The 23,400-nt window shown below is 68.1% G+C and carries 18 protein-coding genes; 15 read left to right on the top strand and 3 right to left on the bottom strand.

Translation table 11 applies throughout. The features are described from left to right. Positions 1–10 precede the first annotated feature (10 nt). The 12 genes from KM176_RS14355 to fsa all read left to right on the top strand — a co-directional run bounded on the left by KM176_RS14355 (position 11) and on the right by fsa (position 14,356). Entirely contained in the window at positions 11–886 is an 876-nt protein-coding gene (locus KM176_RS14355; protein ID WP_160894790.1) for an amidohydrolase family protein, read from the top strand. Between the two features lie 12 nt (positions 887–898). Further along, positions 899–2,371 carry an acyl-CoA dehydrogenase family protein gene (locus KM176_RS14350; protein WP_160894791.1) on the top strand — a complete coding sequence of 491 codons (1,473 nt, stop codon included), beginning with the start codon at positions 899–901 and terminating at the stop codon, positions 2,369–2,371. Between the two features lie 211 nt (positions 2,372–2,582). After that, the gene (locus KM176_RS14345; protein ID WP_160894792.1) at positions 2,583–3,620 is read left to right on the top strand and encodes an NAD(P)-dependent alcohol dehydrogenase; all 1,038 of its coding nucleotides are present in this window, start codon (positions 2,583–2,585) and stop codon (positions 3,618–3,620) included. A 376-nt stretch (positions 3,621–3,996) separates the two neighbouring features. Beyond that, on the top strand, positions 3,997–4,878 hold the full coding sequence (locus KM176_RS14340) for an AraC family transcriptional regulator (RefSeq protein WP_160894793.1): 882 nt from the start codon (positions 3,997–3,999) through the stop codon (positions 4,876–4,878). Positions 4,879–4,973: 95 nt separating this feature from the next. Continuing rightward, positions 4,974–5,885: an ABC transporter substrate-binding protein gene (locus tag KM176_RS14335; protein WP_160894794.1), complete on the top strand. Its 912-nt coding sequence runs from the start codon at positions 4,974–4,976 to the stop codon at positions 5,883–5,885. Positions 5,886–5,948: 63 nt separating this feature from the next. Continuing rightward, positions 5,949–7,451: a sugar ABC transporter ATP-binding protein gene (locus KM176_RS14330; protein WP_160894795.1), complete on the top strand. Its 1,503-nt coding sequence runs from the start codon at positions 5,949–5,951 to the stop codon at positions 7,449–7,451. Then, positions 7,441–8,418, top strand: a complete 978-nt coding sequence (locus KM176_RS14325; RefSeq protein ID WP_160894796.1) for an ABC transporter permease — start codon at positions 7,441–7,443, stop codon at positions 8,416–8,418. Before KM176_RS14330 ends, KM176_RS14325 begins: the two co-directional genes overlap by 11 nt. Before the next feature lie 81 nt (positions 8,419–8,499). Continuing rightward, a complete protein-coding gene (locus KM176_RS14320) occupies positions 8,500–9,231 on the top strand; it encodes an SDR family oxidoreductase (RefSeq protein WP_160894797.1) in 732 nt (243 codons plus the stop codon). 54 nt (positions 9,232–9,285) lie between these two features. Then, complete coding sequence (locus KM176_RS14315; RefSeq protein WP_160894798.1) at positions 9,286–10,905, top strand: FGGY-family carbohydrate kinase; 1,620 nt, start codon at positions 9,286–9,288, stop codon at positions 10,903–10,905. Continuing rightward, positions 10,902–12,908, top strand: coding sequence for a transketolase (tkt, locus tag KM176_RS14310; protein ID WP_160894799.1), 2,007 nt, complete (start codon positions 10,902–10,904; stop codon positions 12,906–12,908). Before KM176_RS14315 ends, tkt begins: the two co-directional genes overlap by 4 nt. 10 nt (positions 12,909–12,918) lie before the next feature. Continuing rightward, entirely contained in the window at positions 12,919–13,644 is a 726-nt protein-coding gene (locus KM176_RS14305; protein WP_160894800.1) for an SDR family oxidoreductase, read from the top strand. A gap of 58 nt (positions 13,645–13,702) precedes the next feature. Beyond that, positions 13,703–14,356 carry a fructose-6-phosphate aldolase gene (fsa, locus tag KM176_RS14300; protein ID WP_160894801.1) on the top strand — a complete coding sequence of 218 codons (654 nt, stop codon included), beginning with the start codon at positions 13,703–13,705 and terminating at the stop codon, positions 14,354–14,356. 132 nt (positions 14,357–14,488) lie between these two features. Here the strand turns inward: fsa and KM176_RS14295 are convergent, their stop codons facing one another. Next, complete coding sequence (locus KM176_RS14295) at positions 14,489–15,823, bottom strand: dicarboxylate/amino acid:cation symporter (protein ID WP_160894802.1); 1,335 nt, start codon at positions 15,821–15,823, stop codon at positions 14,489–14,491. A 197-nt stretch (positions 15,824–16,020) separates the two neighbouring features. Between KM176_RS14295 and KM176_RS25290 the strand changes: the two genes are divergently transcribed. After that, positions 16,021–17,664 (top strand): ATP-binding protein, encoded by a 1,644-nt coding sequence (locus KM176_RS25290; RefSeq protein ID WP_160894803.1) that lies wholly within the window; start codon positions 16,021–16,023, stop codon positions 17,662–17,664. Beyond that, positions 17,661–19,016: a sigma-54-dependent transcriptional regulator gene (locus tag KM176_RS14285; RefSeq protein WP_160894804.1), complete on the top strand. Its 1,356-nt coding sequence runs from the start codon at positions 17,661–17,663 to the stop codon at positions 19,014–19,016. Before KM176_RS25290 ends, KM176_RS14285 begins: the two co-directional genes overlap by 4 nt. A gap of 19 nt (positions 19,017–19,035) precedes the next feature. Here KM176_RS14285 and KM176_RS14280 read toward each other — a convergent pair whose 3' ends face one another. Together KM176_RS14280 and KM176_RS14275 are read right to left on the bottom strand one after the other, a co-directional pair. Continuing rightward, complete coding sequence (locus tag KM176_RS14280; protein WP_160894805.1) at positions 19,036–19,815, bottom strand: CPBP family intramembrane glutamic endopeptidase; 780 nt, start codon at positions 19,813–19,815, stop codon at positions 19,036–19,038. A 31-nt stretch (positions 19,816–19,846) separates the two neighbouring features. Further along, entirely contained in the window at positions 19,847–20,218 is a 372-nt protein-coding gene (locus tag KM176_RS14275) for a response regulator (protein WP_160894806.1), read from the bottom strand. 63 nt (positions 20,219–20,281) lie between these two features. Between KM176_RS14275 and KM176_RS14270 the strand changes: the two genes are divergently transcribed. Beyond that, the coding region (locus KM176_RS14270; protein ID WP_215558790.1) for a transporter substrate-binding domain-containing protein at positions 20,282–23,400 on the top strand (3,119 nt) is incomplete at its 3' end.

Here is a 23,400-nt window from a genome sequence, read left to right as displayed (position 1 = left end):
GGAGAATGACATGATCGACTTCGACAAGGTCCGCGCGATCGACTTCCACACCCATGCCGAGGAATCCTGCGGCTGCCATGCTGATGACGGCTATGATGAGCTGCAATCGACCATGGCGCAGTATTTCAACGCCCCCTGGGCGCATCCGCCGACCATCGACCAGACCGCGGCCCATTACCGCGAAAAGAACATCGCGGCGGTGATCTTCCCCGTCGATGCAGAGCGCGAGACGGGCTATCGCCGCTACAACAACTACGAGGTCGCCGATGCCTGCGCGAAGCACAGCGACATCCTGATCCCCTTCGCCTCGATCGACCCGGCAAAGGGCAAGCTTGGCGCGCGCGAGGCCCGCGATCTGGTGGCAAACCACGGCATCAGGGGGTTCAAGTTCCACCCCACGATGCAGGGCTTCTATCCCAACGACCGCATGGCCTATCCGCTTTACGAAGCGATTGCCGAGGCGGGCGTGCCGGCGCTGTTCCACACCGGGCAGACCGGGGTCGGGTCGGGGATGCGCGGCGGCAACGGCATGCGCCTGAAGTATTCCAACCCGATGTACATGGATGATCTGGCGGTGGATTTCCCCGACATGCCGATCATCCTGGCGCATCCCTCCTTCCCCTGGCAGGAAGAGGCGCTTTCGGTCGCGACCCACAAGCCCAATGTCTACATCGATCTGTCCGGCTGGTCGCCGAAGTATTTCCCCAAGATCCTGGTCCAGTACGCCAACACGCTGCTGAAGAAGAAGATGCTGTTCGGATCGGACTGGCCGATGATCGCGCCCGAGAAATGGCTGGACGCCTTCGACAAGGCCGAGTTCCGCGACGAGGTGCGCCCGCTGATCCTGAAGGAAAACGCCCTGCGCCTGCTGGGCGTGACGGGCTGAGGGAGGCCGCGCATGATCCCCTTTCAGGCCCCGGTGGACGAGATCTACCGCAGTTTCGCGCTGTTCGCGGGCGATCTGCCCGACTGGGACGCCGAATTCTCGGCCGAGATTGCCGGCCATTTCGCCGCCTTCGCCGAAGGGGTGCTGGCGCCCCTCAACACCCCCGGCGACCGTCAGGGCTGCCGGCTGGACGCGGGCCGGGTGAAGATGCCCGACGGTTTCGCCGCCGCCTATGTGGAGCTTGCCGAAAGCGGCTGGCAGGGCCTGACCGCGCCCGAGGCTTTCGGCGGCCAGGCGCTTGACCACCTGACCGCCGCCGCCGTGTCCGAGATCTTCTCGGGCGCCAACCATTCCCTTCAGATGGTGACGGGGCTGGTGCCCGGCGCCATCTCGACCCTGCTGGCGCATGGCACGCCCGCCCAGCAGGAAGCTTATATCCCGCGCCTCACCTCCGGAGAGTGGCTCTCGACCATGTGCCTGACCGAGGCCGGGGCGGGATCGGACCTGTCGACCATCCGCTGCCGCGCCGTTGCGACCGCGACCGGATGGGCGATCACCGGCCAGAAGATCTTTATCTCGGGCGGGGATCAGGACATGTCCGAGGGGATCCTGCATCTCGTGCTGGCACGCACGGGTACGGCAGAGGAGGGGGTCAGGGGGCTGTCCCTCTTCCTCTGCCGGTCAGACACCGGGACGGGGCGCAACGCCATCACCGTCACCCGGATCGAGGAGAAGCTGGGCCTGCACGCCTCGCCCACCTGCCAGGTGGAGTTCGACGGCGCCGAGGCCGAGCTGATCGGCACCGAGGGGCGGGGCCTGGCGGCGATGTTCACGATGATGAACCACGCGCGCCTCGACGTGGCCTTGCAGGGGGTGGCCCATGCCACCCGCGCCCATGCGATTGCCTCAGCCTATGCGGGCGAGCGCAGGCAGGGGCGCCTGCCCGATGGCAGCCCCGCGGTGCTGGCCGATCACCCGGACGTGCAGCGGATGCTGGAGGAACAGCGCATCTCCGCGCAGGTGTCGCGCGCCATGGTCCATATCGCGCTTGGCGAACTGGAGCGCGGCGACCGGCCCGCCCTGATCGAGTTCCTGACGCCGCTGTGCAAGCTTTACGCCACCGAGGCCGGCATCCGGGCGGCGGATCTGGGGATCCAGGTGCTGGGCGGTTACGGCTACCTTGAAGAATACGGGCTGGCGCAGGTCTGGCGCGACGCGCGGATCACCGCGATCTACGAAGGGGCGAACGGCATCCACGCGCTGACCCTTGCGACGCGGGGGCTGAAGCTGGAGGGCGGCGCGGCTATCGGCCAGTTCGCGGCGCTGGTCACCACCCTTTCCGATGGCAGCGTCGATCCCACTGACTGGATGGCGCAGGCCACCGCTCTGGCGGCCAAAGCCGATGTCCGCGCCGTGGCCCATGCCTTCGCCCAGGAAACGGCGGCGCTTCTGGCCGCCGCGATCGGGCATCGGCTGGCCGCCTGATCCCGGGGTCCGAATCGTATCACGGGGCAATGCCCGCATCCCGCCGGGATTGCCCCGTTTTTCCCGCCTCTTCGCAGATCCGGCGCGCGGGCTGATACGATTTTTCCAGCGCCGGGGAAAAATTGCGTCCTGTCCCGGGTTTCCGTTTACTTCCGCGCGGCGTCGGGCCAGCACATCGGATCAGAACCCTGACTTGAGGAGGAGGAACCCGATGAAGGCGCTGGTACTGGAGGAAAAGGGCAGGCTGTCCCTGCGGGATTTCGACATTCCCGGAACCCTCGGCCCCGCGGATGTCCGCATCCGCACCCATACCGTGGGGATCTGCGGTTCGGACGTGCATTACTACACCCACGGCAAGATCGGCCATTTCGTGGTCAACGACCCCATGGTGCTGGGTCACGAAGCCTCGGGCACCGTGATCGAGGTCGGCGCGGCGGTCACCCATCTGGCCCCCGGCGACCGCGTCTGCATGGAGCCCGGCATCCCCGATCCGACCTCGCGTGCCGCGAAGCTCGGGATCTACAACGTCGATCCGGCGGTGCGCTTTTGGGCGACGCCGCCGGTGCATGGCTGCCTGACGCCCGAGGTCATCCACCCCGCCGCCTTCACCTACAAGCTGCCCGAGGCGGTCAGCTTTGCCGAGGGCGCCATGGCCGAACCCTTCGCCATCGGCATGCAGGCGGCGCTGCGCGCGCGCATCCAGCCCGGCGACATCGCCGTGGTGACCGGCGCCGGACCCATCGGCATGATGGTGGCGCTGGCCGCACTGGCGGGGGGCTGCGCCAAGGTGCTGGTGGCGGACCTGGCCCAGCCCAAGCTGGACATCATCGGCGCCTATGACGGTATCGAAACGGTCAACATCCGCGAAAAATCCGCCGCCCAGGCGGTGGCCGAGATGACCGATGGCTGGGGCGCCGACGTCGTCTTCGAATGCTCCGGCGCCGCGCCTGCGGTTCTGGGCGTGCCGCAGCTGGCGCGGCCCGGCGGTGCGGTGGTGCTGGTGGGGATGCCGGTCGATCCGGTGCCCGTCGACATCGTCGGCCTGCAGGCGAAGGAGCTGCGGATCGAGACCGTCTTCCGCTACGCCAATGTCTATGACCGGGCGATTGCGCTGATGGCTTCGGGCAAGGTGGACCTGAAGCCGCTGATCTCGGCCTCGCTGCCCTTCGAGGAGGCCATCGCCGGGTTCGACCGTGCCGTCGAGGCCCGCGAGACGGATGTGAAACTGCAGATCGTCATGCCCGCATGACCTGCTCCGGGCTGCGCTGCGGCGTGGCCCGGGCCGCAATCCCTCCGACACCATTCGCAACCGTGGCGCCGGAAAAAGTATGATGCCCCCGTGGGCAGTTGCGTTGCCGTTAGCGATACCAAAGCCTGTATCATGTGGCGGTTTCCCCTTCAATATCCCGTAAAACAAGGGCGTTTGCGCCGCGCTGCGGCATGACCTGCCCCGAGATCCGGCCCGCGCGCGTTTCCCTTTGCCCAGTTCCGGCCCGGATTGATGCAAAAAAGTATCGGTTAAAATTCCGTTCTGATGTAGCGGCCCCGTCCCACCGGGGGTAGGGTCCAGACACCCCGGGTCAGCCAGTTGAGGAGCCGGACCCCGGGGGCAGGAGGAGACGTCAATGCAACCCGATCTGGAACTGGTCCACATCCGCAAGGGCGAGAGCTTTGCCGCCTGGATGCACGGCTACCCGTTCCGGACCGTGCGCTGGCATTACCACCCCGAATACGAGATCCACCTTGTGGTGGACACCAGCGGCACCTTTTACATCGGCGACCATATCGGCAGCTTCGGCCCCGGCCAGCTGATCATGACCGGTCCGAACCTGCCGCAGAACTGGATTTCCGACATCGCGCCGGGGCAGGTCGTGCCCGCGCGTTCCTACGTGATCCAGTTCCCCGAATGCTTCATCGCCGACGCGCTGGAGACCATGGCCGAGATGGAGCTGGTGCGCCCGCTTCTGGAACGCAGCCACCGCGGGCTGCTGTTCGATCGTGCCACCAGCGCCCGGGTGGAGCCCCTGATGCGCGCTCTGGTCGAGGCCCGGGGCCTGAAACGCCTGGCGCTGTTCTGGGAGGTGCTCGACATCCTGTCGCAGGCCCCCGATCCGGAGGTCCTGGCCAGCCTCAGCTACGAACTCGACCTGCAGGAGCTGCATGAGAGCGGCGTCAACCGCGCCATCGCCTACCTGCGCGAGAACCTGGCCGAAAGCGTCGATGAACGTGATCTGGCCGCGCTGGTGGGGCAAAGCCCCTCGGCGTTCTCGCGCGCCTTCAAACGGCACACCGGCTCGACGCTGGTGCGCTACAAGAACCAGCTACGGGTGGATCTGGCCTGCCAGATCCTGCTCACGCATCCCGAGGCCAGAGTGGCCGACATCTGCTACGACGTCGGCTTTTCCAACCTGTCGAATTTCAACCGACACTTTCTGAAACTGAAAGGAATGTCGCCCTCGCAATTCCGGGCGACCTTTGCCGCCAACGGGGCCTTCGCCGCCAAGTAGCCGTCACACATACGCTTTTCTAGAATTCGGGCGACAGGACGTCGCCCGGAGGCGGGCAGATCATGCCCGTCAGCACCACTGGGAGGACAGACACCATGAAGAAATTCCTTTGCGCCGCCTCGGTTGCGGCCCTGGGCCTTGCCGCCGCCAGCCCGGCCTTCGCTGCCGACAAGCTGAAGATCGGCATGACGTTCCAGGAACTCAACAACCCCTATTTCGTCTCCATGAAGGAGGCGCTGCAACAGGCCGCCGCCAGCATCGGCGCCGATGTGGTCTTTACCGATGCCGGCCATGACGTGGCCAAGCAGATCTCGGACGTGGAGGACATGCTGCAGCAGAACATCGACATCCTGCTGCTGAACCCCACCGACACCGCCGGTATCGAAAGCGCCGTGCGCATGGCCAAGCAGCAGGGCGTCATCGTCGTGGCGGTGGATGCCAATGCCAACGGCCCCGTCGACAGCTTCGTCGGCTCCAAGAACAAGGATGCCGGCTACAAGTCCTGCAAGTACCTGGCCGAGGACCTGGGCGGCAAGGGCGAGGTCGCGATCCTCGACGGCATCCCGGTGGTGCCGATCCTGCAACGGGTCGAGGGCTGCAAGGAGGCGCTGGCCGAATACAGCGACATCAAGCTGGTCGATACCCAGAACGGTCGCCAGGACCGCTCCGTCGCCATGGGCGTGGTCGAGAACATGATCCAGTCCCATCCCAACCTGAACGGCCTCTTCTCCGTCAACGACGGCGGTGCGATGGGCGCTCTGGCCGCCATCCAGGGGTCGGGCAAGGACATCAAGCTGACCTCGGTCGACGGGGCGCCGGAAGCGGTCGATGCCATCGCCAAGGGCACCCCCTTCATCGAGACCACGGCTCAGTTCCCGCGCGATCAGGTGCGCGTCGCCCTCGGCATGGCGCTGGCGGAACACTGGGGCGCCCAGGTGGTGCCGAAGGAAGTCCCGATCGACGTGGAAGTCGTGGACCAGAAGAACGCCGAAGGCTTTGCCTGGTAACCCCCTCTGCCGCCTCCGGAACCTTCCGGGGGCGGCCCCCTCAACACCAAGCAGGAGGAAGCGATGCTGGAACTGCAAGGGATCCGCAAGAGCTTTGGCAAGATCGAGGTCCTGCACGGGGTCAACCTGAGCATCCGCGGCGGCGAGGTCCACGCCCTTCTGGGCGAGAACGGCGCCGGGAAATCGACGCTGATGAAGATCCTCAGCGGCATCCTTCAGCCGACCGCCGGAAAGATCGTCCTGGACGGGACAGAGCGCCACTTTGCCGATTACGATGCCGCCATCGCGGCGGGGATCGGCATCGTGTTTCAGGAATTCAGCCTGATCCCCTATCTGACGGCGGTGGAAAACATGTTCCTCGCGCGCGAGATGAAGACGCGCCTGGGCCTTCTGGACCGCCGCGCCATGACCGCGCGGGCCAGGGAGATCCTGGCGATGCTCGACGTCGATCTGCCGCTTGACGTGCCGATCAGCCGCCTGTCGGTCGCCGAACAGCAGTTCGTCGAGATCGCCAAGGCGCTGTCGCTGGACGCCCGCATTCTGGTGCTGGACGAACCCACCGCGACACTGACCCCTTCGGAGGTCGAGCATCTTTTCAAGGTGATGCGCCAGCTGCGCCTGAACGGCGTGGCCATCGTCTTCATCTCGCACCACCTGGAGGAGATCTTCGAGATCTGCGACCGCATCACCGTGCTGCGGGACGGGGAATTCATCGGCGATTGCGCGGTCAGCGACACCGACACCGACCGCCTGGTCGAGATGATGGTGGGCCGCCGGATCGAGAACAGCTTTCCCGAAAAGCCCGCCATTCCCGCCGATGCCCCCGTGGTGCTGGACTGCGAGGAGGTGCAGCTGAGGAAAGGCGGCCCGGTGTCGTCCTTCCGCCTGCGCGCCGGAGAGATCCTTGGCTTTGCGGGCCTTGTCGGTTCGGGGCGCACGGAAACCGCGCTGGCGATGCTGGGCGCGCATCCTTCGGTGCGCTGCAAGGTGCTGGTCGACGGCGCCGAGACGCGCTTCCGCGAACCCGCCGAGGGGCTGGCCCATGGCATCGGCCTGCTGCCGGAAAGCCGCAAGGAACAGGGGCTGATCACCAGCTTCCCGATCCTTCAGAACATCTCGATCAACAATTACGGCAAGTACCGCAAGAACCACTGGTTCATCGACATGAAGCAGGAACTGGCCGCCACCGAAGAGGCGATGGCCCAGGTCCGCGTCAAGGCGCAGGGGCCCCATGCCCGCGTCGACACGCTGTCGGGGGGCAACCAGCAGAAGGTGGTGATCGCGCGCTGGCTGAACCACCAGATGAAGGTGCTGATCTTCGACGAGCCCACCCGCGGCATCGACGTCGGTGCCAAGGCCGAGATCTATGCCCTGATGCGCGAATTCACCGCCAAGGGCTATTCCATCATCATGATTTCTTCCGAACTGCCCGAAGTCATCGGCATGTCGGACCGCGTCTGCGTCTTCCGCTCGGGCGGGATCGTCGCGACGGTCGAGGGCGATCAGATCACCTCGGAACAGATCATGACCCATGCCACGACCGGGAGGGTCCAGAATGTCGCATGATGCCAACACCGTACCATCGCAGAGCCGCAGCACGGGGTTTTCCGTCGCGGGCCTGCTGAAATCGCCGCTGGCGCTGCCGCTGATCGGGCTGATCGTCGTTTCGGTCCTGATGGGCTTTGCCTCGGACAACTTCTTTTCGGTCAACAACCTGCTGAACGTGCTGCGGCAGGTGTCGATCGTCGGCATCATCGCGGTCGGCATGACCTTCGTGATCCTGACCGGCGGCATCGACCTGTCGGTGGGCGCCGTGATGGCGCTGGCGGGCACGATCTCGGCGGGGCTGATGGTCAACTTCGGGATGCCCGGCATCGTCGGCCTGCTGGCCGGGCTGGTGATCGGCGTGCTGCTGGGCCTGTTCAACGGCGTGCTGGTGGCCTGGGGGCGGATGCCCGCGATCATCGTGACGCTGGCGACCATGGGCATGGCGCGCGGCTTCGGCCTGCTTTATTCCGGCGGCTACCCGATCTCGGGCCTGCCCGGCTGGATCTCGTGGTTCGGCATTGGCCGCATCGGCATCATCCCGGTGCCCGTCATCCTCATGTTCGTGATCTATGCCCTGGCCTGGGTGCTGCTGCAACGCACGCCCTTCGGACGCCATGTCTATGCCATCGGCGGCAATGAGCTGGCGGCGAAACTGTCCGGCGTGAAGACCCAGCGGGTCAAGCTGGCGGTCTACGGCATTTCGGGGCTGACCTCGGCCTTCGCGGCGATCGTCCTGACGGGCCGCCTGATGTCGGGCCAGCCTAATGCGGGCGTGGGCTTCGAACTTGATGCCATCGCCGCCGTCGTGCTGGGCGGTACCGCGATTGCCGGCGGCCGCGGGTTGATCCTGGGCACGCTGATCGGGGCGATCCTTCTGGGGATCCTCAACAACGGTCTGAACCTGATGGGCATCAACCCCTATCTTCAGGACGTCATCAAGGGCGCCATCATCCTCCTGGCGATCTACATCGGCCGCGAATGGTGATCCTTGGCGCGCGCCCCCGCCCTCCCGCTTCGGGGCGCGCGCACCAATTCTCTCCCCTTTGAAATCCTTTGGAGAACGTGCATGTCTCAATCGCTGGAAGGCAAGATTGCCGTCGTCACCGGCGCGGCCTCGGGCATCGGGCTGGCCACCACGAAGATGCTTCTCGACAATGGCGTGACCGTGGTCATGGCCGACTGGAACGAGGCCGCCCTGGCCGCCCTTACCGCCGAGCTGGGCGGGAAGGCCATCCCCCAGGTCACCAACCTGCTGGACCCCGAAAGCTGCAAGGCCATGGTCCCCGAGGTGCTGGAGAAGGTCGGCCATATCGACATCCTCTATTGCAATGCCGGCACCTATATCGGCGGTGACCTGTGGGACACCGATGCCGACACGATTGACCGGATGCTGAACCTCAACGTCAATGCGGCGATCAAGAACATCCAGGCCGTCGTACCCCACATGATGGAACGCAAGAGCGGCGATATCGTCGTGACCTGCTCGATCTCGGGTCACTTCCCGGCGGAATGGGAGCCGGTCTACTCGGCCTCGAAATGGGCGATCACCAGCTTCGTGCAGGGCGTGCGGCGGCAGATGATCCCCTATGGCGTGCGGGTGGCGCAGGTCTCGCCCGGGCCCGTCATCAGCGCCCTCTTGGCCGACTGGCCCGAGGAAAACCTGCGCAAGGCCAAGGAAGAAGGCGCCCTGATGGATGCCGAAGAGGTCGCCGAGGCGGTCGAGTTCATGCTGACCCGGCGCCGTCAGGTGACGGTGCGCGACCTGGTGGTCCTGCCGACCGCCTTCGCCCGCATGTGATCCCTGCTGCGGGGGGCGTGCCTCCCGCAGCCTCAAAGCCCCGAAGGAAATCCCATGTCCCAGCATTTCATCGGCGTGGATGTCGGCACGGGATCGGCCCGTGCGGGTGTCTTCGATGCCAGCGGCCAGCTGCTGGCCACCGCGAAACGCCCCCTCACCCTGCACCGCACCGACGCCGGCCATGTCGAGCAATCCAGCATCCAGGTCTGGGATGCCGTCTGCGAGAGCGTCGCCGAGGCCGTGCGGGGATCGGGCGTGGCGCCCGGCTCCATCACCGGGATCGGCTTTGACGCCACCTGTTCGCTGGTGGTGCAGGGGCCCGAAGGCGGCCTGCCGGTGGGCGAGCCGGACCATCCCGAACGCGACATCATCGTCTGGATGGACCACCGCGCGCTGGATCAGGCGGCACGGATCAACGCCGGGTCCCACGACGTGCTGAAATATGTGGGCGGCGTGATCTCTCCGGAAATGGAAACGCCCAAGCTGCTGTGGCTGAAGGAAAACCGCCCCGAGGTCTATGAAGGCGCGCAGCATTTCTTCGACCTGACAGACTTCCTGACCTGGAAGGCCACCGGCGCCACGGAGCGCTCGTCCTGCACGGTAACCTGCAAATGGACCTACCTTGCGCATGAGGACCGCTGGGATCCGGCGTATTTCCACGCCATCGGGCTGGGGGATCTGGCGGACCAGGGCTTTGCGCGCATCGGGGCAAGGGTCGTGCATCCCGGCACCGCCCTCGGCCAGGGCCTGACCGAGACGGCCGCCCGATCCATGGGGCTGAATCCCGGCACCGCCGTCGCCGCCGGGCTGATCGACGCCCATGCGGGCGGCATCGGCACGGTTGCGGCCAGGGGCGGCGCGCAGGATGCCACAGCCTGCCTCGGCTATGTCTTCGGCACCTCCTCCTGCACCATGACGACCACCGCCGAACCCGCCTTCGTGCCGGGCGTCTGGGGGCCCTACTATTCCGCGATGGTGCCGGGCATGTGGCTGAACGAGGGCGGCCAGTCCGCCGCCGGTGCCGCCATCGCCCAGCTGGTGCAGCTGCACCCCGCCACCGCCGCGGCCACCGAAGCGGCGGGTGACAAGGGTCTGGTCCCCTATCTGGCCGACCGCGCGCTGGCGCTGGCGGGTAGCGCTTCGGAGGCCGTCCGGCTGGCCGATACCCTGCATGTGGTGCCGGAGTTCCTCGGCAACCGCGCGCCCTTTGCCGATCCCCATGCCCGCGCCGTGATCGCGGGGCAGGGGATGGAAGAAGGCACCGACAGCCTTGTCGCGCTTTATGTCGCGGGGGTCTGCGGGCTGGGCTACGGCCTGCGCCAGATCATCGAGACGCAATCCGCCCATGGCGCGCCCATTCGCACCATCTCGGTCTCGGGGGGGGCGGGGGCGCATCCGCTGACCCGCCAGATCCTGGCCGATGCCACGGGCCTCCCGGTCGAGGTCACGGCCTGCGAGGAACCCGTGCTGCTGGGCTCGGCCATGCTGGGGGCGGTGGCGGCGGGGGCCTTCCCGGACCTGCCCACCGCGATGCCCGCCCTGTCGCGCGTCGCCACCCTGTGCCAGCCGGACACGGGGCTGAAGGCGCTGCATGACGCCCGTTACCGCGCCTTCCTGGCGCTGCAATCCACCGCGCGGGACATCCGCCACGCCCTCGAGAAGGTTACCACATGAACGTGATTTCCACCGCCCTCGCCACGGCCCGCGAGGATACCCATGCCTTTGCCCTGGCGAACTGCCTGCGCGGCCTTGCCATTGACGGGGTCGAGGCCGCCAATTCCGGCCATCCCGGGGCCCCCATGGGCATGGCTGAGGCCGCAACCGCCCTGTGGATGCGGCATCTGAAGTTTGATGCTTCGAGCCCCGACTGGCCGGACCGCGACCGCTTCGTGCTGTCGAACGGGCATGGCTCCATGCTGCTCTATGCGCTGCTGCACCTTTCGGGCTATCAGGACATGCCGCTGGAACAGCTGAAGAACTTCCGTCAGTGGGGGGCAAAGACCGCAGGCCACCCGGAATACGGCCACGCCAAGGGGATCGAGGTCACCACTGGCCCGCTGGGGCAGGGCCTCGCATCCGCCGTGGGCATGGCGCTGGCGGAACGCAAGCTGAATGCCGAGTTCGGCGATGATCTGGTGGACCACCGCACCTGGGTCTTTGCCGGTGACGGCTGCCTGATGGAGGGGATCAGCCAGGAGGCGATTTCGCTGGCCGGGCACCTGCGGCTGGACCGGCTGACGGTGCTCTACGATGACAACGGGATTTCCATCGACGGGCCGACCTCGAAGGCCTTCACCGAGGACGTGACGGGCCGGTTCGAGGCCGCGGGTTGGGCGGTGCTGTCCTGCGACGGCCATTCGGTGGCGCAGGTTGATGCGGCCATCGCGCAGGCCAAGGGGATTGACCGCCCGGTGCTGATCCGGATGCGCACGGTGATCGGGCTGGGGGCGCCGCACAAGGCCGGGACGGCGGGCGTGCATGGCTCTCCGCTGGGCGACGCGGAACGCGCAATGGCGCGCGAGGCGCTTGGGCTGGGGCCGCAGGATTTCAGCATCCCCGACGATCTGCTGGCCGAATGGCGCGCGGCTGGCATCCGCGCGCAGGCGGATCGCATCGCATGGGAGGGGCGGCTGGCCGCCTCGGACAAGGGAGGCGAATTCACCCGCCGCATGGCCGGGGACCTGCCCGCAGGGTTCGACGCCGCCGTGGCAGCCGCCCGGCAGGCGCTGTTTGAGGCGCCGCAGAACGTTGCCACCCGCAAGGCCAGCCAGCTGGCCCTTGCCCCCCTGACCGCAGCCTGCCCCGAGATGATCGGCGGATCCGCCGACCTGACCGGATCGAACCTGACGCGGGTGCCGGCGGTCGACAGCGATTTCCAGCCCGGCGCCTATGGCGGGCGCTATGTCTCTTACGGTGTGCGGGAATTCGGCATGGCGGCGGCGATGAACGGCATCGCCTGCCATGGCGGGCTGATCCCCTATGGCGGCACCTTCCTGGTGTTCTCGGATTACGCACGCAACGCCATCCGGCTGTCGGCGCTGATGGGGGTGGGGGTGGTCTATGTGATGACCCATGATTCCATCGGGCTGGGAGAGGACGGACCCACCCACCAGCCGGTCGAACACCTGGCCGCGCTGCGGGCGATGCCCAACCTCAATGTCATGCGCCCCGCCGATGCGGTCGAGGCGCTGGAATGCTGGGAGATCGCGCTGCGCGCGCGCAAGACGCCCTCGCTTCTGGCGCTGTCGCGTCAGGCGGTGCCGCAGCTGCGTGGTGCGGGAGAGGAGAACCTTTCCGCCAAGGGCGCCTATGTGATCCGCGATACCGACGCCCCCCGAGACGCGACGATCCTTGCCACCGGCACCGAGGTCGCCATCGCGGTCGATGCGGCAGAGGCTTTGAAAGCCCAGGGCATTCATGCCGCCGTCGTCTCCATGCCCTGCTGGGAGCTGTTCGAGGCCCAGCCCGCCGCCTATCGCGCCGCCGTTCTGGGTACCGCCCCCCGCGTCGCCATCGAGGCCGCCGGGACCTTCGGCTGGACCCGCTATGTCGCGACCGAGGAGGACGTGCTGGGCCTTCGGGGCTTTGGCGCCTCGGCCCCGGCAGAGCGTCTTTACGCCGAATTCGGCATCACCGCTGCGGGCCTGATCGCCCGTGTCAAACATCACCTGGCCTGAGAGAGGCAGAATGCAGTTTTCCGGAAAATCCGTCATCATCACCGGCGCGGGCAAGGGCATCGGACGTGCCTGTGCCCTGGCCATGGCCGCCCGCGGCGCCGAGGTCATCGCCATGACCCGCACCGCCGCCGACCTTGAAACCCTGCACGCCGAGATCGGCGGGCGTTCGATCGCGGTGGATCTGCAGGACCCCGCCGCCACCCGCGCCGCCATGGCCGAGGCGGGCCCGGCCGATTTCTTGATCAACTCGGCCGGGATCAACGTGCTGGAGAGCAGCTTCGAGATGACCGAGGCGGGCTATGAGGCGGTGCTGGGCATCAACCTGCGCGCCGCCCTGATCACCTGCCAGGAGTTCGCCCGGGCCCGGGTGGCAGAGGGCGGCGGCGGGGCCATCGTCAACATTACCTCGATTGCCGGGCATCGCGGCTTCACCGAACACCTGTGCTACGCGGCCTCCAAGGCGGGGCTGGAGGGCGCAAGCCGCGTCATGGCAAAGGAATTCGGGCCCCATGGCATCCGCGTCAACTGCGTGGCGCCGACGATCACGCTGACGGAACTCGCGGTCGAGGCCTGGTCGGATCCGGTGAAATCCCAGCCGATGATGGTGCGCCACCCGATGAACCGCTTTGCCGAGGCCGAGGAGGTCGCCGATAGCATCGCCATGCTGCTGTCGCAGGACGCGCGCATGATCACCGGCGCGGTGCTGCCGGTGGACGGCGGTTTCCTTTCGGTGTGATCCGCGCGGCCCCTTCGGGGGCCGCAGCCTTTCCCCAAGTCCCTTTCAGGAGAACGAGATGAAATTCTTCGTCGACACTGCCATCGTGGAGGAGATCCGCGAGCTGAACGATTACGGTCTGCTGGACGGCGTGACCACCAATCCGACGCTGATCGCCAAATCTGGCCGCGATTTCCGCGAGGTGATCGCGGAGATCTGCGCGGTGGTCGAGGGCCCGGTCTCGGCCGAGGTGGCGGCGATGGAGGCGGGCGCGATGATCGCCGAGGGCGAGAGCCTGGCGCAGATCGCGGATAACGTGGTGATCAAGCTGCCGCTGACGCTGGACGGGCTGAAGGCCTGCCGGCATTTTGCGGGCCAGGGGATCGCGACGAACGTGACGCTGTGCTTTTCGGCCAACCAGGCGCTGCTGGCCGCAAAAGCGGGGGCGACGTTCATCAGCCCCTTCGTCGGACGGCTGGACGACATCAACCTGGACGGCATGGAGCTGATCCGGGAGATCCGCGAGATCTACGACAATTACGCCTTCGGGACCGAGATCCTGGCGGCCTCGGTGCGCACGGCGAACCATGTGAAGGAGGCGGCGCTGGCCGGCGCCGACGTGGCGACGATCCCGGCGAAGGTGATCAAGGGCCTGGCCGGGCATCCGCTGACCGACAGGGGGCTTGAGCAGTTCGCCAGGGACTGGGCCGCGACGGGGCAGTCGATCCTGTGACGGCAGGGGCGCGTTCCGGGGCCATCGAGGCCCCCGGAACGCGGCGCGCGGATCGCGCGCGCGCCCGGCGCTCTCTGGAAATGCGAAGGGCCCGGAGCGATGCTCCGGGCCCTTTTGCGATCTGGCGGGTGCTTATTCCGCCGGTTTCAGCTGAGCCTCGGGTTCGGCCGAAAGCGGCGGCAGGTCGCCGTTCAGCGCTTTCGTCAGCTGTTCGTGGTCGAGCTTGCCTTCCCACTTGCTGACCACGATCGTGGCCACGGCGTTGCCGATGAAGTTGGTCAGCGAGCGGCATTCGGACATGAAGCGGTCGACGCCCAGGATCAGCGCCATGCCGGCGACCGGAACGGTGGGCACCACCGAGAGGGTCGCGGCGAGGGTGATGAAGCCCGCCCCCGTCACGCCTGCGGCCCCTTTGGAGGACAGCATTGCCACCAGCAGCAGCAGGATCTGGTCGCCGAGGCCGATGTGGATGTCCATCGACTGCGCGATGAACAGCGCGGCCAGCGTCATGTAGATGTTGGTGCCATCCAGGTTGAACGAATAGCCGGTGGGCACGACCAGGCCGACGACGGGGCGGGCGCAGCCGGCGCGCTCCATCTTCTGCATCAGGGCGGGCAGCGCGGATTCGGAGGACGAGGTGCCCAGAACCAGCAGCAGTTCCGCCTTCAGGTAGCCGATCAGCTTGAAGATCGAGAAGCCGCAGAGCTTGCCGACGATGCCCAGGACGCCGACCACGAAGATCACGGCGGTCAGGTAGAAGGTGCCGACCAGCATCGCCAGGTTGGCGATCGAGCCGATGCCGTACTTGCCGATGGTGAAGGCGAAGGCGCCGAAGGCCCCGATCGGTGCCGCTTTCATCAGGATCGCCACAAGGCGGAACATGATGATCGAGGTCTTTTCGCAGAAGTTCACCACCGGGGCGGCGTGATCGCCCACCAGGATGCAGGAAATGCCGAACAGGATCGCGACGAACAGGACCTGCAGGATGTTGCCATCGGTGAAGGCCGACAGCAGCGTCGTCGGGATGATCCCCATCAGGAAACCCTGAAGCGAGGTCTCATGTGCCTTGGTGGCATAGCTTGCGACCGCATCGCCGTTCAGCGAGGCCGGGTCGATATGCATGCCGGCGCCGGGCTGGACCACGTTGGCGATGATCAGGCCGACGATCAGCGCGAGGGTGGAGAAGAACAGGAAGTAGCCGAAGGCCTTGGCCGCGACGGAGCCCACCTGCTTGAGGTTGCCCATCCCCGCGAGGCCGGTGACGATGGTCAGGAAGATCACCGGCGCGATGATCATCTTCACCAGCTTGATGAAGGCATCGCCCAGCGGCTTCATCGCCTCGCCGGTCTGGGGGTAGAAATGCCCCAGCAGCGCGCCGATCGTGATGGCGATCAGCACCTGGAAATAGAGATGGCGATAGAAGGGGATATGTTTGGGCGCGGCAGCAGGGCCGGGTTCGAAGTGCATCTGCTCCTCCACATGCTATGGTTCGGCCCACAGGATAGGAAGCGCAGCGAAAACGTGCCAACCTGATGACATTTCCGGCAAACTGCCGTTTTTCTTGATGATTTGTCAGAGAGGGTGCCCAGAAGTGTTTCGGTTTCCACACAGGGTATTTTCTGCTAGTGCGGAATTCGAAACACTTCTGATCGCACCGGAGCGCCGTGACCCCGACTCCTCCCTCCGTCCTCAAACGCCTTCCGGGCTGGATCTGGCCGCTGGCTGCCGGGCTGGTGCTGCTGGCGCTGGTCTGGCTCATCGCCTTCGAGGTCGCCCTGGCCGGCCTGCGCGCCGAGGCGCGCACCGATGCCCGCACCCGCGCGCTGTCCATTGCCTCCGAACTGTCGCGCCAGCAGACCGCCGGCGCGGTGCTTGCCAGCGATCCGCAGGTCGTCGCGGCGCAGAAGGCGCCCTCCGAGGCCGCCCATCTGGCCCTGTCGCGCCGGCTTGAAGCGCTGAACGACGATATCGGCGCCAGCGTGCTGTATGTCACCGATGACCAGGGCAATGCCACCTCGGCTTCGAACTGGGACGAAGACGGCTCCTTCGTCGGCTCCAGCTACGGCTACCGTGCCTATGTCACCCAGGCGCTGACCTCGGGAGAGGGGCGGGAATATGCGCTCGGATCGGTCAGCCACCGGCCCGGGCTCTACCTGTCGCGGCGCATCGGCAGCAAGGCCGATCCCCTGGGCGTCGTCGTCGTCAAGCTGGAGTTCCACGCGCTGGAAGCCAACTGGCGGGCCTCCGCCCGGCCCAGCTATGTCGTCGATGCGACCGGCACGGTCACGCTGACCTCGGACCCCGCGCTGCGCTTCCAAAGAGCCCCGGCGACCGGACACTGGAGCGTTTCGACCCCGGTGCCGCGCTCGGACTGGGCGCTGGTGCTGACGCTGCCGCGCGGGCCGGTCTACCTGCGCGCCGCGGTGGCGGTTCTGGTGGTGGCCCTGATGCTGGCGGGCGGGCTGCTGCTGTGGCAGGGAATGCGCCGCCGCCAGACCGAGGCCGCGCGCTACCGCGACCGGCTGGAACGCGCGGTCGAGACCCGCACCCGCGCGCTGTCCCAGCAGATCCACGAGCGAGAGGAGGCCGAGGCCCAGCTGGCGGGGATGCAGGCGGCGCTGGTACAGGCCAACAAGCTGGCCTCGCTCGGGCAGATTTCGGCCGGGGTGGCGCATGAGATCAACCAGCCGCTCTCGACCATCCGGCTGCTGGCGGAATACGGGCAGGACATGCTGCCCGAGGGCGATGTTCCGGTGCGCGAGAACCTGTGCCAGATCGTCGCCATGTCGCACCGGATCGAGACGATCACCTCGGACCTGAAGGGCTTTGCCCGCAAGGCGCGGGGCGAACAGGCGCCGGTGTCCTTGGCCGAGGCCTGGCTGGCCTCGCTGCGGCTGGCGGCCAGCCGGCGGGCTTCCAACCCGGTCGAGGTGCGCTCGGATCCGATCCCTGCCGACTTGCGCGTCATGGCCGAGACGGTGCGGCTGGAACAGGTGCTGGTGAACCTGCTTCAGAATGCCCAGGAGGCGCTGGCCGGGCGCGAGGACGGGCGCATCAACATGCGCCTTGAGGTATCGCAGGAGCGGGTGCGGATCTGGATTTCCGACAATGGCCCCGGTCTGGCGCCGCAGGTGGCCGAGGCGCCCTTCACCCCGTTCCAGACCACCAAGCCCGGCGGGCTGGGGCTGGGTCTGGTGATCTGCCAGGGCATTGTGCGTGATTTCGGTGGCGATCTGCGCCCTGACCCGCGCCCGGGCCTGTCCGGCGCCTGCTTCCGGCTGGAGCTGCAACGATGGAGCGCCCCATGAGCGACACCGCCGCCCCCGACAGCGCCGGGCTGGTCCGCCTGGTCGAGGATGACGCCGCCCTGCTGGCCGCCCAGGCGCAGGGTCTGAAGATGGCGGGTTTCACCCCCGAACCCTTCCCGATCTCGACCGAGGCGCTGGCGGATCTGGGGCCGGACTGGCCCGGTGTGGTGCTGTCGGACGTGCGGATGCCCGGGATCGACGGGATCGAGCTGGCGGCGCGGATCCGGGCGCTGGACCCGGAGCTGCCGGTGATCCTGCTGACCGGCCATGGCGACGTCGAGATGGCGGTGCAGGCGCTGCACGACGGGGTCTACGACTTCCTGACCAAGCCGGTCAGCCGCGGCCCGCTTGAGGCGACGCTGCGCCGCGCCCTGGCCGCCCGCCGTCTGGTGCTTGAGAACCGCCGCCTGCGGCAGGCCCAGCAGATGGCCCAGGACAAGACCCAGGTCAGCCCCGCCGACGGGCTGGTCGGTCAAAGTCCGGCGATCCGCCACATGCGCGAGACCGCCGATCACATCGCCGGCGCCGGCATCAACGCGCTTTTCCTGGGCGAGGCCGGCGTCGGCAAGGAACGGCTGGCGCGCCATATCCATTCGCTCTCGCCGCGCCGGGCACGGCCCTTCGTCGCGGTCAATTGCGCCGCCATCGCCCCCGAACGTTTCGATGCCGAATACCTGGGCACGGTGGCCAGCGGCGGCCCGCATCTGCGCAACTATGGCCGGATCGAGAGCGCCTCGCGCGGGATGCTTTATCTCGACGGGATCGAGGCGCTGCCGCCGGGGCTTCAGGCCCGCATGCTGGAGGTGATCGAGACCGGCACGGTCTGGCCCACCGGCGCCTCCGCGCCCCGCCCCGTCGATCTCTGGGTCATTGCCTCCAGCCGCACGGACCTGGCCGCCGAGGTCGCCGCCGGGCGGTTCCGCGACGACCTTTACTATCGCCTCTCCGGCCTGTCGCTGACCCTGCCGCCGCTGCGCGCCCGGCGCGAGGACGTGCCGCTGCTGTTTCGTCATTTCGTCCAGCGCTTCGCCGAACGCACCGGGCGCCGCGCCCCGCCGCTGAGCGAGGTCGATCAGGCGCATCTGGACACCCATGACTGGCCGGGCAACCTGCGCGAGCTGGAGCAATTCGCGGAAACCTACTGCCTGGGACTGGAGGCCATGCCCGAGGCCCCGGGCGAAGGCGCCTCGCTTGCCGAACTGGTCAGCCGCTACGAGGCGGCGCTGCTCAGGAACGCCCTGCGCCAGGCCGGCGGCAACGCGACCGAGGCGATGGCGCGCCTGCAGATCCCGCGCAAGACCTTCTACGACAAGCTGGCGAAACACGGCATCCGCAGCGGCGATTTCCGCTGAACGCGCGCTTCGGGCCGCGTCAGAGCGCGGCACGGCCCCGGCGCAGCAGGAAGAGCGCGTAGAACACCCCCGGCAGCACCAGCACCAGCGGCATCAGCGCCTGGCTCAGGCCGATGCCCTGGCTGGCCATCTGCTGCACCTCGGTCTGGCTCATGCGGGCCTGGGCGGCCAGAGCCACCAGGAAGGTCACCCAGTCCCAGAGCGCATGGTAGAGGATCGCCACCCAGAGCGAACCGGTGCGCAGCATCAGCGCCATCAGCAAGAGCCCGGTGCCGGCGGCATTGCAGGCCTGGACCGCCGAGGCGACGAAATCCCCGGTGACCAGCCCGTTCAGCACGTGCACCGCGCCGAACCCGCCCGAGGTCAGCAGGATCGCCGGCCAGGCTCGCAGCCGGCTGCGCAGGCCGCGGAACAGCACGCCGCGGAACATCACCTCTTCTGAGAAGCCGATCAGCAGGGCGTTGACCAGCAGCAGCCCCATCATCGCCGGCGCCGGCAGGCCCAGCAGCAGCGCGCCGCCGAACAGCAGCCCCAGCATCAGTGCCGGCAGCCACAGCAGCCGCAGCGTGCCGCGTTCCGGCCAGCCCAGCCGCAGGTTGCGCCATCCGCGCGCGCGCAGCACCACGATCAGGAACAGCCCGGCGGCCAGCACCTGCCAGGCGATGTCGCCGGTGGCCAGGTCCTGCAGGGACTGCTGTTCGGGATGCAGGACATGACCGCTCAGCAGGGTGATCGCGATCCAGCCGGCGAGGGTCAGCAGCGCGCCGCGCAGGCGCGGGCCGGGAAGGGTGTCGGACATCAGGGGCCTTTCGGGGACGGTCAGGTGAGGGTTATGCGCGGGGCGCGCTGACACGCTCCAGCGCCGCCTTCAGCGCCAGGATGCCGGCGGTCTTGGCGACGACCTCGGTGATCGCGGGGCCATGATCGTGCTGCGGATCGGCGGCGCCGGTCAGCAGGATCACCGGCAGGCCGGGACGGGCGGCCAGGGCGGCCTCGGCCAGATGGCGCCCGCTGGGGCCGGGGCCGAGGTTCAGATCGACCACCAGAATGTCGAAGGCCGGGCCCTCGGCGACGCGCACCAGGGCGCGATCCGGATCCGACAGGGCCTCGACGGCATAGCCCAGCATGTCCAGCGCCTCCGAGGCGATGGAAAGGAAGTCTACATTGTCGTCGATTAGCATGACGGTTCTGCCCGCGGCCATGCGCTTCTCCGGTTCCTGAGGGGCCCTGTGCGGGCACAGTGCCATCGTAAACGTCGGAAGACCATGATCAAAGTCGCCCTTCCCCCGCAGCTTCGCCGCTTTGTCCGGCGGAATGCCGATCCCGGATGCAGGCGGCGGCCCGGGATCTTCGCGGTCCTGGCGGGGCTTTTCCTGGCACTTGCCCTGCCCTCCGGTGCGCAGGCACAGGCCCCCGTGGACGCAGAGGCGCTGCGGGTGCCCTGGACCGACAGTGCCGGCCTGGGCTTCGTCTCGGACGCCGGAGAGGTGCGCAGCTTCGCCGCTGACCTTGCGCGGATGATCGCCGGGGAGGCGGGCCTTGCCCTGCGGTTCGAACGTTACGACACCCCCGGCCAGCTGATCGAGGCGATCGGTGACGGGCGCAGCGACCTGGCCTTCATTGCCGACCTGCCGCCGCTGCGCGCCCGCAACCTGGCGCTGGCCCCGGTGGCCGAGGTGCAGCTGCTGCTCTATGTCCGCCAGTCCGAACCCGCCGAGGTCACGCTGGCGGGAATGGGCGGGCGACGGATCGGCGTCATGCAGGGCACCGCAGGGGCGCGGCTGGCCTTGCCCGAAGGCGCCAGACGGGTGGTCTTCGACGATCAGATCGTGGCCTTCGCCCAGCTTCTGGCCGGACGGGTCGATGGCGTGCTGATGGCCCATACCTTTGCCGAACGCACGCTGCGCCTGTCGGGCATCTCGGGTCTGGTCCGACCGGTCTTTCCGCCGGCCCAGGTGGTGGTCCAGCACCTGCTGCTCAACCGCGACCGCGCCGCGCTGGCCCCCCGGATCGAGGCGGCCCTGACCCGGCTTGAGGCCTCGGGCGCGATGACGGATCTGCGCACCCGCTGGTCGATGGTGCCGCCGGTGCCGATCCCCGAGGTGCTGACCGTCGGCGTGCAGCCCTTTCCGCCCTACCAGGTGGTGCGGCCCGACGGCTCGGTCACAGGCTTCTCGGTCGAGACGCTGAAGGCGCTGGCCGCACGTTCGGACCTGAAGCTGCGATTCAAGGTCGTGACGCCCGAGGACTGGCTGCGCGGCCCGAGGCCCGGCAGCTTCGACCTGCTTCCGGCGCGCAGCATCACCCGCGAGGAGATCCAGTGGATGCAGTTCTCCCTGCCGGTGCAGACCATCGAATACGCGGTCTTCGTACCGGCGGCGCGGGCCGGTCTGGGGCTGGACCCGGGGCGGATGCGCATCGGCATCCTGGCCACCAGCCCGATCCGCTCTGAGGTTGCGCGGGACCTGGGCCGCGCGCTGCTGCCTGTGGCCGATGCCGCCGCCGGGGTGGAGGCGCTGCGGAGCGGGCGGCTGGATGCGGTGATCTTTCCCGCCGTCTCCTTCGAGGATTACCTCTCCGGGCGCGGCGAGGCCGGGCAGGTGCACCGGCTGGCCGCCCCGGTCTTCCGTGGAGAGCTTGCCATCGCGATGCGTGCTGGTCTGGGCGATCTGAAGGCCCGGCTGAACGTGGTGATCCCGGGCTTTCTGGGCTCGCTCGAATATCAGACCCTAGTGCGGCGCTGGTTTGACGATCCGCCGTTCTGGACCCGCGCGCGGGTGCATGGCGCGCTGGCGATGGGCGGGGCGCTGGCCCTTCTGGGGGCGCTGGCCTTTCTGGCGCAGACCTGGCGGGCGCGCCGCCAGGAGGCGCGGCTGCGGGCCGAGACCACCGCCGTCAGTGACCGGCTGGCCGCGATCCTGGCCAGCACCCGCCAGGCGATCTTCGGATTCGATTCCGCGGGCGGGATCGCCGTGATCAATCCCAGCGGCCGGCAGCTTCTGTCGCTGCCGGAGGGAGCCGTGCCGCGCCGCTGGCCGCCCCGGGCCGTCTTCCTCGATCCGCTGAGCGCAGAGGCCCTGCCGCCGGGAGAGGACCCGCTGGACCGGCTGTCCCGGGACGTGCTGCTGCGCGGCGCGGTCTACCTGTTCCGCGCCGACCCCGGGGCGGAGCCGCATTATGTCCGCGTCTCCATCGATCGCGTCACCGATCCGCACAGCGCTCTGGCCCATGTGCTGATCCTGGAGGATGACGACGAGAACGAGCTGACCCGCCAGAAGCTGATCCGGGCGCAGCGGCTGTCGTCCATGGGCCTGCTGACCGGTGGCCTGGCCCATGATTTCAACAATATCCTGGCCACCATCCTCTACAACGCCCAGCTTGCCCGGCTGACCGCCGAGGGGCCGGGTGCCACGGTGCTGGACCGGATCATCGCCTCGGTCGAGCAGGGCAGCGCCCTGACGCGGCGGCTGCTGGGCTTCGCGCGACGGCGGGCGCAGGCCGGCGGGGCGGTGCGGCTGGCCGACAGCCTGCGCGAGGTCGAGGCGCTGGCGGCCCCGGCGATCGGCGCGGCGCTGCGGCTGGAGGTTGCGCTGCCCGAAGAGGACCTGTTCCTGGGCTGCGACGGCGGCGAGCTGGAGAATGCGCTGCTGAACCTGGTGCTGAACGCCCGCGACGCGATCCAGCAGGCGGGGCAGGGGGACCGGATCCGGATCGCCGTGCGCTGCCGCGACCTTGATGCGGGGGACGGCGCCGGCCAGCCTCGCCCGATGGCCGAGATCGCGGTCAGCGACAACGGCCCCGGCATGACCGAGGAAGTCCGGCGGCGGGCGGCGGATCCGTTCTTTTCGACCAAGGTGGCCTCGGGCGGTTCCGGGCTGGGCCTGGCGATGGTCGAAAGCTTCGTGACCCGCGCGGCGGGGCGGTTTCTGATCTATTCCGAGCCGGGCGAGGGGACGACGGTGCGCCTCTGCCTGCCGCGCGTCTCGGCCGAGGGGGGGGCGCTGGCTCCGGTGCCGCCCGACGCGGTGCCGCTGGGCCGGGGCGCCCGCATCCTGCTGGTCGAGGACAATGCCGAGCTGAGAGAGCCGATGGCCGACCTGCTGCGCGACATCGGCTATGTGGTCGAGACGGCGCCTTCGGCGGTGGTGGCGCGGGCGCGGCTGGAGGCCGGGCGGCTGCCGGACCTCGTGCTGAGCGACATCGTCCTGCCCGGGGGGCTGTCCGGGGTGGCCCTGGCGCAGGAGGTGCGCCGCCGCCACCCGGGCCTGCCGATCGTGCTGATCACGGGCTTTGCCGAATACGATGCCGCCCAGGTGCAGGCGCTGGCGGTGCCGGTGCTGTCGAAACCCTGCCCCCTGCCCGAGCTGGCCCGGGCGATCCGCGG

Origin of the sequence: Pseudooceanicola endophyticus, assembly GCF_018760365.1 — a bacterium.
GTDB lineage: Bacteria > Pseudomonadota > Alphaproteobacteria > Rhodobacterales > Rhodobacteraceae > Pseudooceanicola > Pseudooceanicola endophyticus.
The sequence above is the reverse complement of the archived record's forward strand: the minus strand, read 5'-3'. Positions and strand labels throughout refer to the sequence as shown.